The sequence below is a fragment of the Chromobacterium haemolyticum genome, from assembly GCF_002081825.1.
In the GTDB taxonomy this organism is placed as follows: Bacteria; Pseudomonadota; Gammaproteobacteria; order Burkholderiales; family Chromobacteriaceae; genus Chromobacterium; species Chromobacterium fluminis.
The window spans coordinates 133760-147437 of sequence record NZ_MUKU01000002.1 but is presented as its reverse complement, the minus strand read 5'-3'; the positions used below and the strand labels follow the sequence as shown (position 1 = coordinate 147437).

General features: G+C 62.8%; 13 protein-coding genes. 6 read left to right on the top strand and 7 right to left on the bottom strand.

Annotation, left to right across the window (positions count from 1 at the left end; genetic code table 11):
- Nucleotides 1-25: 25 nt before the first annotated feature.
- The 7 genes from lepB to rpoE all read right to left on the bottom strand — a co-directional run bounded on the left by lepB (nucleotide 26) and on the right by rpoE (nucleotide 6902).
- Nucleotides 26-994, bottom strand: a complete 969-nt coding sequence (lepB, locus tag B0T39_RS01905) for a signal peptidase I (RefSeq protein ID WP_081544553.1) — start codon at nucleotides 992-994, stop codon at nucleotides 26-28.
- Complete coding sequence (gene lepA, locus B0T39_RS01900) at nucleotides 995-2788, bottom strand: translation elongation factor 4 (RefSeq protein ID WP_081544552.1); 1794 nt, start codon at nucleotides 2786-2788, stop codon at nucleotides 995-997.
- A gap of 173 nt (nucleotides 2789-2961) precedes the next feature.
- Nucleotides 2962-3201: a glutaredoxin family protein gene (locus tag B0T39_RS01895; protein WP_081544551.1), complete on the bottom strand. Its 240-nt coding sequence runs from the start codon at nucleotides 3199-3201 to the stop codon at nucleotides 2962-2964.
- Entirely contained in the window at nucleotides 3198-4616 is a 1419-nt protein-coding gene (locus tag B0T39_RS01890; RefSeq protein ID WP_081544550.1) for a DegQ family serine endoprotease, read from the bottom strand. Before B0T39_RS01890 ends, B0T39_RS01895 begins: the two co-directional genes overlap by 4 nt.
- Before the next feature lie 235 nt (nucleotides 4617-4851).
- Nucleotides 4852-5811 carry a MucB/RseB C-terminal domain-containing protein gene (locus tag B0T39_RS01880; RefSeq protein WP_081544548.1) on the bottom strand — a complete coding sequence of 320 codons (960 nt, stop codon included), beginning with the start codon at nucleotides 5809-5811 and terminating at the stop codon, nucleotides 4852-4854.
- Nucleotides 5812-6300, bottom strand: a complete 489-nt coding sequence (locus B0T39_RS01875) for a sigma-E factor negative regulatory protein (protein ID WP_081544547.1) — start codon at nucleotides 6298-6300, stop codon at nucleotides 5812-5814.
- A 2-nt stretch (nucleotides 6301-6302) separates the two neighbouring features.
- The gene (rpoE, locus tag B0T39_RS01870; protein ID WP_081544546.1) at nucleotides 6303-6902 is read right to left on the bottom strand and encodes an RNA polymerase sigma factor RpoE; all 600 of its coding nucleotides are present in this window, start codon (nucleotides 6900-6902) and stop codon (nucleotides 6303-6305) included.
- A 300-nt stretch (nucleotides 6903-7202) separates the two neighbouring features.
- On the opposite strand from rpoE, the gene prpB reads away from it, so the two are divergent.
- From prpB to prpF, 6 genes are all read left to right on the top strand, one after another.
- On the top strand, nucleotides 7203-8090 hold the full coding sequence (gene prpB, locus B0T39_RS01865) for a methylisocitrate lyase (protein ID WP_081544545.1): 888 nt from the start codon (nucleotides 7203-7205) through the stop codon (nucleotides 8088-8090).
- Nucleotides 8077-8406, top strand: a complete 330-nt coding sequence (locus B0T39_RS01860) for a cupin domain-containing protein (RefSeq protein WP_081544544.1) — start codon at nucleotides 8077-8079, stop codon at nucleotides 8404-8406. The genes prpB and B0T39_RS01860 overlap by 14 nt, the downstream gene beginning before the upstream one ends.
- A gap of 32 nt (nucleotides 8407-8438) precedes the next feature.
- Nucleotides 8439-9587 (top strand): bifunctional 2-methylcitrate synthase/citrate synthase, encoded by a 1149-nt coding sequence (gene prpC, locus B0T39_RS01855; RefSeq protein WP_081544543.1) that lies wholly within the window; start codon nucleotides 8439-8441, stop codon nucleotides 9585-9587.
- A 52-nt stretch (nucleotides 9588-9639) separates the two neighbouring features.
- On the top strand, nucleotides 9640-12249 hold the full coding sequence (gene acnD / locus B0T39_RS01850) for a Fe/S-dependent 2-methylisocitrate dehydratase AcnD (RefSeq protein ID WP_439896874.1): 2610 nt from the start codon (nucleotides 9640-9642) through the stop codon (nucleotides 12247-12249).
- Nucleotides 12250-12305: 56 nt separating this feature from the next.
- Nucleotides 12306-12410, top strand: a complete 105-nt coding sequence (locus B0T39_RS26445) for a DUF559 domain-containing protein (RefSeq protein ID WP_081544542.1) — start codon at nucleotides 12306-12308, stop codon at nucleotides 12408-12410.
- An 80-nt stretch (nucleotides 12411-12490) separates the two neighbouring features.
- Nucleotides 12491-13678, top strand: coding sequence for a 2-methylaconitate cis-trans isomerase PrpF (gene prpF / locus B0T39_RS01840; RefSeq protein ID WP_081544541.1), 1188 nt, complete (start codon nucleotides 12491-12493; stop codon nucleotides 13676-13678).

Genomic DNA, 13678 nt, shown 5'->3' with positions numbered 1-13678 from the left:
CTCCGAGCTTGCGATCTTGCGTTTATCAGTGAATGGTTTTGCCAATGCGCGACAGATCGCCAAAGTTCATCCAGATCATGAAGGCTTTGCCCACCATCAGCTTGTCATCGACGAAGCCCCAGTAGCGGCCGTCCAGGCTGTTGTCGCGGTTGTCGCCCAGCATGAAGTAATGGCCGGCCGGCACCTTGCAGACAAAACCATTGTCATCATAGCGGCAGTTGTCGCGGAACGGGAAGTCCTGCACTTGGCTCAAGGCTACGGTAGGCGAACCTTCGTTGTTCAGCACGGAGTAAGTGCGCTGGCCCATGGTTTCCTTGTAACGCTTGGCGTTGACCATCATCAGGCCCTGCTCCAAATACTCGTAGTTGCCGTCGTCGGCGTCCGGCAGCGGCTTGCCGTTGACGGTCAGACGCTTGTCGCGATACTCGACCACGTCGCCCGGCAGACCGATGGCGCGCTTGATGTAGTTGACCTTGGGGTTGGGCGGGAAATTGAACACCACCACGTCGCCGCGCTCCACTTTGTCCACCGATGCGAACACCGTGTTCAACACCGGCACGCGCAGACCGTAGGTGAATTTGTTCACCAGGATGAAATCGCCGACCACCAGGCCCGGACGCATCGAACTGCTGGGGATCTGGAACGGCTCGGCAATGAAAGAGCGCAGCAGGAACACCACCAGGATCACCGGAAAGAAGCCGCGCGAATAATCAACGAAATGGCCGGCCGGGGTCTCGGCGGCGCGGCGCTTGGCCAACACCAGCTTGTCCGCCAACCATACCGCGCCGGTGATCAACACGAAGACCAGCATCACCGCGGTGAAACTCATGTAGTTGGACAGCAGGCCAAAGCCGCCAATCAGCACCGCCAGGTAGCCCCACTGCACCGCCTGCGGCCAATCCTTGGCGCCCTCTTGCTTCTTGCCGCCAAAAGCGATCAGCATGCCGCCGATCGCCACCGCCACGACAAACACCCAGAACAGATTTCCGCCCACTTATTTGTCCCCTACTTGAAGAATTGCCAGGAATGCTTCCTGCGGAATTTCCACGTTGCCCACCTGCTTCATGCGCTTCTTGCCCGCTTTCTGCTTCTCCAGCAGCTTTTTCTTGCGGGTGATGTCGCCGCCGTAGCACTTGGCCAACACGTTCTTGCGCAAAGCCTTGACCGTCTCGCGGGCGATGATGTGGCCGCCGATGGCCGCCTGCACCGCGATGTCGAACATCTGGCGCGGAATCAGTTCGCGCATCTTGGACACCAGTTCGCGGCCGCGGTAGACGCTGGAGGCGCGGTGCACGATCAGCGACAACGCGTCCACCTTCTCGCCATTGACCAACACATCCAGCTTGACCAGATCGGCGCTCTGGAATTCCTTGAACTCGTAATCCAGCGAGGCGTAGCCGCGGCTGGTGGACTTCAGCTTGTCGAAGAAGTCCATCACCACTTCGTTCATTGGCAGATCATAGGTCAGCATCACTTGGCGGCCCATGTACTGCATATTGCGCTGCACGCCGCGCTTCTGGTTGCACAGCGTCATCACCGCGCCGACATAGTCTTGAGGCACGAGAATGGTGGAGGTGATGATGGGTTCGCGCAACTCCTCGTACTTGCCGGCGTCCGGCATCCGCGACGGGTTGGACACCACTTCCATCGTGCCATCCTTCATCACCACTTCGTAGTTCACCGTCGGCGCGGTGGTGATCAGGTCCATGTCGAACTCGCGCTCCAGGCGCTCCTGCACAATCTCCAAGTGCAGGAGGCCGAGGAAGCCGCAGCGGAAACCGAAGCCCAGCGCCTGAGACACTTCCGGCTCGTACTTCAGCGAAGCGTCGTTCAGCTGCAGTTTTTCCAGCGCGTCTCGCAGCGCTTCGTAATCGTGGCTTTCCACTGGATACAGACCGGCGAACACTTGGGACTGCACTTCCTTGAAGCCCGGCAGCGCCTCGGTGGCTGGCTTGGACACCAGGGTGATGGTGTCGCCGACCTTGGCCGATTTCAACTCCTTGATGCCGGCGATGACGAAGCCCACCTCGCCCGCGTTCAGACTCTGACGCTGGACGGATTTAGGCGTGAACACGCCCACCTGCTCGCACAGATGCTCGGCGCCAGTGGCCATGAACTTGATCTTGTCCTTGGGCTTCAGCGAACCGTCGATCACGCGCACCAGCATCACCACGCCGACGTAGTTGTCGAACCAGGAGTCGACGATCAAAGCCTTCAGAGGACCGCCCGCATCGCCCTTTGGCGGCGGAACCTTGCTGACCACTTCTTCCAGGATGTCCTCGATGCCGATGCCGGACTTGGCCGAGGCGCGCACCGCATCCGCAGCCTCGATGCCGATAATGTCTTCGATTTCCTGGCTGACCCGCTCCGGTTCGGCGGCCGGAAGGTCGATCTTGTTCAGCACCGGCACCACTTCCACGCCCAGATCAATGGCGGTATAGCAGTTGGCCACGGTCTGCGCTTCCACGCCTTGCGAGGCGTCCACCACCAGCAGCGCGCCTTCGCAAGCGGACAGCGAGCGCGACACTTCGTAGGAAAAGTCCACGTGTCCCGGGGTGTCGATCAGGTTCAGGTTGTAGACCTGGCCGTCGCGAGCTTTATAGCTCAAGGCCGCGGTCTGCGCCTTGATGGTGATGCCGCGCTCTTTCTCGATGTCCATCGAGTCCAGCACCTGGGCGCTCATTTCGCGCATTTCCAGGCCGCCACAGAATTGAATGAAGCGGTCGGCCAGGGTCGATTTGCCATGGTCGATATGGGCAATGATCGAGAAATTTCGAATGTTTTTCATGATATCCAGCAAAAGATAAGGGCACGCTAGCGTGCCCGGAACTGCCGATGGAAGCCGCGGGCCTGATGAAAGCGGCCCATCATCAGGATTGCGACCTCTAAAGCCGTTAACAGCCCATCCAGCAAGCGGGGGCACCCCAGTGCCCCCGACATAAACTCACACTGGCGCGGATTTTAGCCGATTTCGCCCAAATGTGCAGCCAATGCGGCTTGATCCAGACGCCAATGGCAGATTTCGGTCTCATCCTCCATCAGAACCGGCACCAGCTCGTTGAATCGCCGCTCCAGCTCCGGGTCGGCGTCGACGTCGACGACGTCCAGCTCAAAGCCATAGCGTTCGCGCCAAGGCTGCAGCTCGGCCAACATCTGATGGCACAAGCTGCAGTACTCGCGAAAATACAGCGTCAGCCTCACTTGCCGTCGCCCACCGGCAACGGGATGAACTGGGTAATCCCCTGGCGCAGCACTTGCAGCGCGATCGACGAGCCCTTCTTGGCCGCGGACAAGGCGGACTTCAGTTGCTCGACATTGGCCAGCGGCTCGCTGCCGATGCCCACGATCACGTCGCCCGGCTGAATGCCGGCACGCATCGCCACATTATTGGCGCCGCGCACCAGCAGGCCGTACTTGATGCCGGCGCGCTGCAGCTGAGCCGGATTCAGCACCTGCAGCCGCAGGCCGATTTGGGAGAAGCTCTGCTCGGCCGGCCGCTCCTGCTGCGCGCCGCGGTATTCGCGCTGGGCCAGCCTCGGGTCCTGATCCTGCTGCTCCACCGGCACCACCTTGACGGAGATGGCCGCGCGGGTGCGCCACAGACCCAAGATCACCGGCTTGCCGGGGGGAATGCTGCCGATCAGCCGCTGCAGATCAGAACCGGATTCCACCGGCTTGCCATCCACCTGCTGGATGATGTCGCCTGGCTTGACGCCGGCCTTGGCCGCCGGACCGTTCGGCTCCACCGCATTGATCAAGGCGCCGGCCGGCTTGGCCAAGCCAAAGGAGGCGGCCAGATCCTGGCTCAACTCCTGAATCACCACGCCGATCTTGCCGCGGCTGACATGGCCCTTGGCCTTCAGCTGAGCCACCACATCCATCGCCACGTCAATGGGGATGGCGAAGGAAATACCCATGAAACCGCCGGAACGGCTGAAGATCTGGGAGTTGACGCCCACCACTTCGCCCCTGGCGTTGAACAGCGGGCCGCCGGAGTTGCCGGGATTAATCGCGGCGTCGGTCTGAATAAAGGGCACGAAGGTTTCATCCGGCAGCATGCGGTTCTTGCCGGAAACGATGCCGGAAGTGGCGGTGTTCTCAAAGCCGAACGGCGAGCCGATGGCCAACACCCCTTCACCCACTTTCAAGGCATTGGCGTCGCCGCGGCGCACCACCGGCAGCTTGTCCGCTTCAATTTTCAACAACGCCACGTCGGTGCGGGCGTCGGAGCCTATCACCTTGGCCTTGTACTCTCGTTTGTCCGTCAGCTTGACGGTAATTTCATCGGCGCGGGCCACCACATGGGCGTTGGTCAACACATAGCCGTCGGCGGAAATGATAAAGCCGGAACCCAGTGACGACTCCTGCCGCTCCTGGGCGCGCGGCGGCGCGAAACGACGGAAGAATTCAAAGAACGGGTCGCCGCTCATGCCCTCTGGCAAATCGTTGCTGACCTCGCGCACCGTGGACTTGGTGCTGATATTGACCACCGCCTTGCCCTCGTTAGAGACGATCTGGCTGAAGTCCGGCAGTTCCGCGGCCATTGCAGCGGGCGCAGAGCCCGCCATAATAGAGGCCGCCAGCATGGCGGAAACAATCAGTTTTTTAACCGACATGAGCGCTCCATCTTGATATGTTGTGGTTAAGACGTGCCGGCGAAAACCGGCTGACGGATTTCGGCGTCGAATCGGTCGCGCGCCAGGCGCCCAGCCGTAAGGTTCGCCGCCAAGAAAAACAGGCGAGCCGGCGACAAAGCGCCGGCTCGAGCCCTATCCGACCCGCTCCGCGCAAGCGCACCGCCGGAGACCAGGCCTCCGGACGGGCTCGCGGAAACGTCGGCGGGCTTGGCCATCATGGCTTAAGGCTGACTTTCAACCCTTTCAACAGCCCCATCATCGCCGGCTCGGGCATGTCGCCCACCGCGGTCAACTGGTAGCTGCCCTGCGGGCCGGTAGCCATATTGATGGCGCCGTGCAGGTTGCTGCTGCGCTCCAGGCGTGCGCCTTCCGGCTGCGTCTCGACAAACAACGACAGCATCACCAGGCCATCGGAATACACCATGTGGCGCACCGACTTGCCCGCCTGGCCCGGCAAGCTGCGCTGTACCGAACGCAGCAAATGGAAGCCGTTGGGCAGCCCGGACACATCGTTGTCCACCTGCGCGCCGGCCTGCGGCATGGAGGCGGCGCCCGAACGCAACAAGAACTTCTGCGCGAACTTGGGCCGATAGGCGCGCTTGTCTTTGGGGCCGGTCAGGTCGATGTCGGTGAAAGTAAACTGTTCCACCGCTTCGCCCTTGGGCGACAAGGTCACCATTTTCAAAGGCAGGGAGGTCAGCGGCTCCACGCACATGCGCAGGCTGTAACGCTGCCTGTCCTTGGGCCGCAGTTCCAGCAGATTGCAATCGCGCTGCGCCACCCTGTCGCTGCCGACGTGCTTGAGCGAATACGACTGATTGATCTCGCTCATGTCTTCCGGCAACAAGGCAGGAAACAAGCGCATCGCGCTGATCTTGGCCGCGTTCAAGGCTTTCTTGTCCGGCGCGAAACAGGCCAACTCATTGCCTTTGCGGACAATTTCGCGAGAAGGCCCGTCCAAGGACGTCCGCTTCTCCCGCATGGCGTCGCCTTGGCCTTCCCTAACGATGTGGAAGGTTTCCAGCGTGCCGTTCATCTGGTGCAGATAGGTGCCGTTCAGCGCCTGCTGGCGTCCGGCAGCCGCCACATTGCGCAGCAGCTGCCAGTCATCCTCTGCATGGGCGGCAGGCGCCGCCGCCACAACCATCAAGCTGATCAGAGGAATTACACGCATTTAACGGCGAGCTCCGTTTCCGTAGGATACTTTCATATTGCCTTGTTCGGAGGTCACTTCCTGATGAGCCAGCAGATAGGGGTCGTCGCGCTCGGGTTGGCTGGCTTGCGCCGGCTGGGCCACTTGCACCGGAACGCCCTTGTCCGCCACCAACGAAGCCGGCTCGCCGCGATGCGTCAGCTGCTGCCAGCCCACCACGGCGGCGAAGCTGACGCTGGCGGCCAGCGCCACCGCGCCGGCGGTGCGGGCGCGAGCCGGACGCAACCAGCGCCGCGGCGCAAGCACCGTGGGCTCGTCCGCCAGCCGGCTGGCGACCTGCTCTCGCACGTTGAGCGCAACCATGCGGTTGGCGCGCATCGCGTCGCCAATCAAGTGATACTCGCCCCAGGCGGCATCCAGTTGCTTGTCAGATGAAATAGAAGCGATGGCTCTGGCTATGTCCGTGTCGTCCAGTTCGCCATCCATCATCGCGGATATCGTTTCTTTCATACCTACCACCTTCTGTTCTTGGCCGTATCCAGCAAAGGCCTGAGCTCGGCAGCAATCGCCTCGCGCGCCCGGAAAATCCGCGAGCGCACGGTGCCTATCGGGCAATCCATCACCTTGGCGATTTCATCGTAGGATAGACCGTCCATTTCCCTGAGCGAAATTGCGGTTCTTAATTCCTCCGGCAAAGCCTCCACGGCGGCATTGACCGTTGCCAGAATCTCCTTGTTCATCAGCTCGGTTTCGGGCGTATTCAGGTCAGGCAGCTGCGACGTCATGTCGAAGCTTTCACCGTCCTCGTCCTCTATCTCGCTGTTGACCACCGGACGACGTCCGGAGGCGCTAAGGAAATTCTTGGCAGTATTGATGCCGATTCTGTACAGCCATGTGTAAAACGCGCTCTCGCCACGAAACGACGGCAAGGCACGATACGCTTTGATAAACGCTTCTTGCGTCACATCCTCGATGTCAGCGCCGTCGCGGATAAACCGCGACAACAACCTGGCGAGACGTCGCTGATACTTGGCAACAAGCAGATCGAAAGCTCTTTTTTCACCTCGCTGGGCACGCTCCACCAACTGTTGATCGAGATCCCGATCACTCATGTCGTTGTTATGCTCCCTGATTTGCCCACTGTCGTGTTTGTGGTCGTTTATGTGGACTGTGACTAGACCACCGCGCTTGCGATGAGTTCCCCCACGCGATTCAGCTGCGAAACATAACAGACCTCGGACAAAACTTGAACATTTGTTTTAACCGTATTGCCAGCGCGCAAACCAGCCCTTACACTCCTACCAAGCACTTGCTTGAATGACATAGAGATAACAATCAAAGCCAATAGTTCCTTGAACCGCCTTCGCGCTTCCGGGCCATGGCTTTGTCTTGCAATAAAGGAATCCAACGCGATGAGCACTCCCGGCCAACGCTTCCGTCAGGCGGTAGCACAAGAACAGCCCTTGCAGGTGGTGGGCGCGGTCAACGCCTACGCCGCCCGATTGGCCGAACACTCCGGCTTCAAAGCCCTGTATCTGTCCGGTGGTGGCGTAGCCGCCTGCTCCTGCGGCATTCCGGACCTGGGCATCACCACGCTGGAAGACGTGCTGATCGACGTGCGCCGCATCACCGACGTGACCGAGCTGCCTCTTCTGGTGGACATCGACACCGGATGGGGAGGCGCCTTCAATATTGCCCGCGCGGTCCGCAGCCTGGAGAAAGCCGGCGCCGCCGCGGTGCACATCGAGGACCAGGTACAGCAGAAGCGTTGTGGCCACCGCCCCAACAAGGCCATCGTCAGCCAGGACGAAATGGTGGATCGCGTCAAGGCGGCAGTGGATGCGCGTCGCGACGACGGCTTCGTGATCATGGCGCGCACCGACGCGCTGGCGGTCGAAGGGCTTGACGCCGCCATCGAGCGCGCCGTCGCCTGCGTCGAGGCCGGCGCAGACATGATTTTTCCGGAGGCGATGACCGAGCTGGCGATGTACCGCCGCTTCGCCGAAGCGGTGAAAGTGCCGGTGCTGGCCAATATCACCGAGTTCGGCGCCACCCCGCTGTTCAACACTCGCGAGCTGGGCGAACACGGCGTCGGCCTGGTGCTCTATCCCTTGTCCGCTTTCCGCGCGATGAGCCAGGCCGCGCTCGGCGTCTACGGCGCGATCCGCCGCGACGGCGGTCAGCAAGCGGTGCTGGGCACGATGCAAACGCGCGCAGAACTTTATAGCCATCTGGACTACCACGCCTACGAACAAAAACTGGACGCGCTGTTCCGCCAGGAAGGTCATGGTGCCGAATAATCTGCTTGCAGACATCCCGGGCGAGCTGCCGGAAGAGTTGCTGCAGACTTTATTCAGCGGCGCGAAAGGATTCCGCGTCGAACGCATCGTCTCGCGCGGCCATGCTTCGCCGGACGGATTCTGGTATGAGCAGGACGAAGAAGAATGGGTGCTGTTGCTGTCCGGCGCGGCGGAGCTGGAATACCAGGACCCGCCGCGGCGCCTCAGATTGGAGCCCGGCGATTGCATGGCCATAGCGCCGCGCCAACGCCACCGCGTGGCCTGGAGCGCGCCTGGGCAGGACAGCGTCTGGCTGGCCGTTTTCTACGAAAAATAATCATTCCGCAGGTCTGCGATCAGGAGAAAAGCATGAGCGAAACCGTTGTTGGCATCAAACCCAAAAAATCCGTAGCCCTGTCCGGCGTCGCCGCCGGCAACACCGCGCTGTGCACCGTGGGCCGCAGCGGCAATGATCTGCACTACCGCGGCTACGACATCCTCGACCTCGCCGGACGCTGCGAGTTCGAAGAAGTGGCCTACCTGCTGGTGCACGGCAAGCTGCCGAACAAGGCCGAGCTGGTCGGCTATAAGAAAAAGCTGAAGTCGCTGCGCGGCCTGCCGGCTGCGGTGAAGGCGGTGCTGGAGGCGCTTCCGGCTAGCGCCCACCCGATGGACGTGATGCGCAGCGGCGTGTCCGCGCTGGGTTGCGCGCTGCCGGAGAAGGACGATCACAACCAGGCCGGCGCGCGCGATATCGCCGACCGGCTGATGGCCAGCCTGGGCTCCATGCTGTTGTACTGGCACCACTTCAGCCACAACGGCAAGCGCATCGAGGTGGAAACCGACGACGACAGCATAGGCGGTCACTTCCTGCACCTGCTGCACGGCGAAAAACCGTCGCAGGAATGGGTACGCGCAATGCATACCTCGCTCAATCTATACGCCGAGCATGAATTCAACGCCTCCACCTTCGCCGCCCGCGTCATCGCCGGCACCGGCTCAGATCTGTACAGCGCCGTCACCGGCGCCATTGGCGCGCTGCGCGGCCCCAAACACGGCGGCGCCAATGAAGTGGCCTTCGACATCCAGCAGCGCTACGAAACCCCGGCCGAGGCCGAGGCGGACATTCGCGAACGCGTGGAACGCAAAGAAGTGGTCATCGGCTTCGGCCACCCGGTCTACACCATTTCCGATCCGCGCAACAAGGTGATCAAGGAGGTGGCGCGCGAACTGTCCAAGTCCGCCGGCAACAGCAAGATGTTCGACATCGCCGAACGCCTGGAAACCGTGATGTGGGACATCAAGAAGATGTTCCCCAATCTGGACTGGTTTTCCGCGGTCAGTTACCACATGATGGGCGTGCCCACCGCCATGTTTACTCCCTTGTTCGTGATCGCCCGCACCAGCGGCTGGAGCGCGCACGTGATCGAGCAACGTCAGGACGGCAAGATCATCCGCCCCAGCGCCAATTACATCGGCCCGGAAGACCAGGTCTTCGTACCGCTGGAACAGCGCTGACCGGACCGGGAGCCCCCGCGCTCCCACCCCTGATTTTCAAATTGGCCAAGACATGATGAATTCCGCTTACCGCATTCCCCTGCCCGGCACCGGGCTCGACTACTTCGACGCCCGCGCCGCCGTTAACGCCATCCGCCCCGGCGCCTGGGAGCAACTGCCCTATACCGGCCGCGTGCATGCCGAAAACCTGGTGCGCCGTTGCGATCCTGCGCTGCTGGGCGAATGCCTGGAGCAGATCGCCCATCGCAAGCGCGAGCGCGACTTCCCCTGGTTCCCGGCGCGCGTGGTCTGTCACGACATCCTGGGCCAGACCGCGCTGGTCGACCTGGCCGGCCTGCGCGACGCCATCGCCGACCAGGGCGGCGACCCGGCCCAGGTCAACCCGGTGGTGCCGGTGCAATTGATCGTCGATCACTCGCTGGCGGTGGAATGCGGCGGCTTCGACCCGCAAGCTTTCGAGAAGAACCGCGCGATCGAAGACCGGCGCAACGAAGACCGCTTTCATTTCATCGAGTGGACCAAGAGCGCCTTCGACAATGTCGACGTGATCCCCGCCGGCAACGGCATCATGCACCAGATCAATCTGGAGAAGATGTCGCCGGTGATCCACGCCGACCACGGCGTGGCCTACCCGGACACCTGCGTCGGCACCGACAGCCACACCCCGCACGTGGACGCGCTGGGCGTGATCGCCGTCGGCGTCGGCGGCCTGGAAGCGGAAAACGTGATGCTGGGCCGCGCCTCCTGGATGCGGCTGCCTGACATCGTCGGCGTGGAGCTGTCCGGCAAGCCCGGTCCCGGCATCACCGCCACCGACGTGGTGCTGGCACTGACCGAATTTCTGCGCCAGCAGAAAGTGGTTGGCGCTTATCTGGAATTCTACGGCGCGGGCGCGGCGGCGCTGACCTTGGGCGACCGCGCCACCATCTCCAATATGGCGCCGGAGTACGGCGCCACCGCGGCGCTGTTCTTCATCGACGAACAAACCATCTCCTACCTGAAGCTGACTGGCCGCAGCGACGAGCAAGTCCAGTTGGTGGAAAGCTACGCCAAGACCGCCGGCCTGTGGGCCGATACGCTGCGAAACGTCGTGTACGAGCGAGTGCTGCGCTTCGACCTGTCCAGCGTGAGCCGCAACCTGGCCGGCCCGTCCAATCCGCACAAGCGGCTGCCGGTGTCGGCGCTGGCCGAACGCGGCATCGCCGTCAATCTGGCGCAGGCCCGCGCGCAGGAGGCCCAGGGCCTGATGCCGGACGGCGCGGTAATCATCGCCGCCATCACCAGCTGCACCAATACCTCCAACCCGCGCAATGTGATCGCCGCCGGCCTGCTGGCGCGCAACGCCAACCGGCTGGGCCTCGCCCGCAAGCCGTGGGTGAAGTCCTCGCTGGCGCCGGGCTCCAAGGCGGTTGAGCTCTATTTGAAGGAAGCCGGCCTGCTGTCCGAGCTGGAGCAATTGGGCTTCGGCATCGTCGCCTTCGCCTGCACCACATGCAACGGCATGTCCGGCGCGCTGGAACCCAAAATCCAGCAGGAAATCGTGGAGCGCGACCTGTACACGACGGCGGTGCTGTCCGGCAACCGCAACTTCGACGGCCGCATCCACCCCTACGCCAAGCAAGCCTTCCTGGCTTCGCCGTCGCTGGTCATTGCCTACGCCATTGCCGGCACCATGCGCTTCGACATCGAAAAAGACGTGCTCGGCGTCGCCGACGGCAAGGAGATCCGGCTCAAGGACATCTGGCCGGACGACGCGGAGATAGACGCGGTGCTGCGCCAGGCGGTCAAGCCCGAGCATTTCCGTCAGGTGTACGAACCGATGTTCGCCATTCGCCGCGACACCACCGCCAAGGCCAGCCCGCTGTACGCCTGGCGGCCGCAGTCCACCTATATCCGTCGCCCGCCGTACTGGGAGGGCGCACTGGCCGGCGAGCGCACGCTGCGCGGCATGCGCCCTCTGGCCCTGCTGCCGGACAACATCACCACCGACCACTTGTCGCCTTCCAACGCCATCCTGCTGGACTCGGCCGCCGGCGAATATCTGGCGAAGATGGGCCTGCCGGAGGAAGACTTCAATTCCTACGCCACCCACCGCGGCGACCACCTGACCGCGCAGCGCGCCACCTTCGCCAACCCCAAGCTGTTCAATGAAATGGTGTTGAACGAGGACGGCTCGGTACGCCAGGGCTCGCTGGCGCGCGTGGAACCAGAAGGCAAGACGATGCGGATGTGGGAGGCGATCGAAACCTATATGCGGCGCAAGCAGCCGCTGATCATCGTCGCCGGCGCCGACTACGGCCAGGGTAGCTCGCGCGATTGGGCGGCCAAGGGCGTGCGCCTGGCCGGCGTCGAGGCCATCGTCGCCGAAGGCTTCGAACGCATCCACCGCACCAATCTGATCGGCATGGGCGTGCTGCCGCTGGAGTTCAAGCCCGGCGTCAATCGCAAGACGCTGGCGCTGGACGGCAGCGAGACCTACGACGTGATCGGCCGTCGCCAGCCGCGCGCTGAGCTGACGCTGCTGGTCCGCCGCCGGAACGGCGACACTGCGCAAGTACCGGTGACCTGTAGGCTGGACACCGCGGAAGAAGTGTCGATCTACGAGGCTGGCGGCGTGTTGCAGCGTTTCGCTCAGGACTTTTTGGAGGGGGCGAAAGGCTAATCTCCTCTCCTCCGGCCCCTCTCCCGCAATGAGAGAGGGGCGATACCGCAAGATTTATGACGCCGCGCGACGCTTGGCTGCAGACGCAAGGCTTCCGAATCACGCGCTTCGGGAACAACGATATTCTGCACAATCGGGATGCCGCTCTTGAAGTAATATGACAAAGAACTTAGTGTCAGGGCACAATAAACACGACGGCGTCCCGGCAACGGAACCACCGCAATCACAGGAAAAACAGCATATGACTCCAGCAGCCCAGATCCGCATCCCCGCCACCTATATGCGCGGCGGCACCAGCAAGGGCGTGTTCTTCCGGTTGCAAGACCTGCCGGAGGCCGCGCGCCAGCCGGGCGCGGCGCGCGACGCGCTGCTGCTGCGCGTGATCGGCAGCCCGGACCCTTACGGTAAACAGATAGACGGCATGGGTGGGGCCAGCTCCAGCACCAGCAAGACCGTGATCGTATCCCCCTCCTCTCGCCCGGGTCACGATGTCGACTACCTGTTTGGCCAAGTCGGCATAGACAAAGCCTTCGTCGACTGGAGCGGCAACTGCGGCAATCTGTCCGCCGCGGTCGGCCCCTTCGCCATAGCCGGCGGTCTGATCGACCCGGCGCGCATTCCCGTCGACGGCTTCTGCACGGTGCGCATCTGGCAGGCCAATATCGGCAAGACCATCATCGCCCACGTGCCCATCAGCGCAGGCCAGGTACAGGAGACCGGCGATTTCGAGCTGGACGGCGTCACCTTCCCCGCCGCCGAAGTGGCGCTGGAATTCCTGGATCCGGCCGATGAAGGCGACGGCGACGGCGGCGCGATGTTCCCCACAGGTCGGTTGGTAGACACGCTGGAAGTGCCTGGCGTCGGCGCCTTCCCTGCCACGCTGATCAATGCCGGCATTCCCACCATCTTCGTCAACGCCGCCGACATCGGCTACAGCGGCGCCGAACTGCAGGACGCGATCAACGCCGATCCGGCGGCGCTGGCGCGCTTCGAAACCATACGCGCCCACGGCGCGCTGAAGATGGGCCTGATCAAGACGCTGGACGACATCGCCAACCGCCAGCACACGCCCAAAATCGCCTTCGTCGCACCGCCGGCCGACTACCTTTCCTCCAGCGGCAAGCCGGTGCGCGCCTCCGACATCGACCTCTTGGCGCGGGCGATGTCCATGGGCAAGCTGCACCACGCGATGATGGGCACCGCCGCGGTGGCCATCGGCACCGCGGCGGTGATTCCAGGCACCCTGGTCAATCTGGCTGCCGGCGGCGGCAAGCGCCGGATGGTGCGCTTCGGCCACCCTTCCGGCACTTTGCGCGTCGGCGCCGAAGCGCGTCAGGAAAACGGTGTCTGGGCCGTGAGCAAGGCGGTCATGAGCCGCAGCGCGCGGGTGCTGATGGAAGGCTGGGTGCGTGTGCCTGGCGATCTCTGA

Bases quoted from the DNA above. Each gene is read 5' to 3' on its own strand.
- prpC (WP_081544543.1), top strand. From the start codon at position 8,439: ATGAGCGAAACCGTTGTTGGCATCAAACCCAAAAAATCCGTAGCCCTG.
- rpoE (WP_081544546.1), bottom strand. From the start codon at position 6,902: ATGAGTGATCGGGATCTCGATCAACAGTTGGTGGAGCGTGCCCAGCGA.
- B0T39_RS01880 (WP_081544548.1), bottom strand. From the start codon at position 5,811: ATGCGTGTAATTCCTCTGATCAGCTTGATGGTTGTGGCGGCGGCGCCT.
- acnD (WP_439896874.1), top strand. From the start codon at position 9,640: ATGATGAATTCCGCTTACCGCATTCCCCTGCCCGGCACCGGGCTCGAC.
- lepA (WP_081544552.1), bottom strand. From the start codon at position 2,788: ATGAAAAACATTCGAAATTTCTCGATCATTGCCCATATCGACCATGGC.
- B0T39_RS01860 (WP_081544544.1), top strand. From the start codon at position 8,077: ATGGTGCCGAATAATCTGCTTGCAGACATCCCGGGCGAGCTGCCGGAA.
- prpB (WP_081544545.1), top strand. From the start codon at position 7,203: ATGAGCACTCCCGGCCAACGCTTCCGTCAGGCGGTAGCACAAGAACAG.
- prpF (WP_081544541.1), top strand. From the start codon at position 12,491: ATGACTCCAGCAGCCCAGATCCGCATCCCCGCCACCTATATGCGCGGC.
- B0T39_RS01875 (WP_081544547.1), bottom strand. From the start codon at position 6,300: ATGAAAGAAACGATATCCGCGATGATGGATGGCGAACTGGACGACACG.
- B0T39_RS01890 (WP_081544550.1), bottom strand. From the start codon at position 4,616: ATGTCGGTTAAAAAACTGATTGTTTCCGCCATGCTGGCGGCCTCTATT.
- B0T39_RS26445 (WP_081544542.1), top strand. From the start codon at position 12,306: ATGACGCCGCGCGACGCTTGGCTGCAGACGCAAGGCTTCCGAATCACG.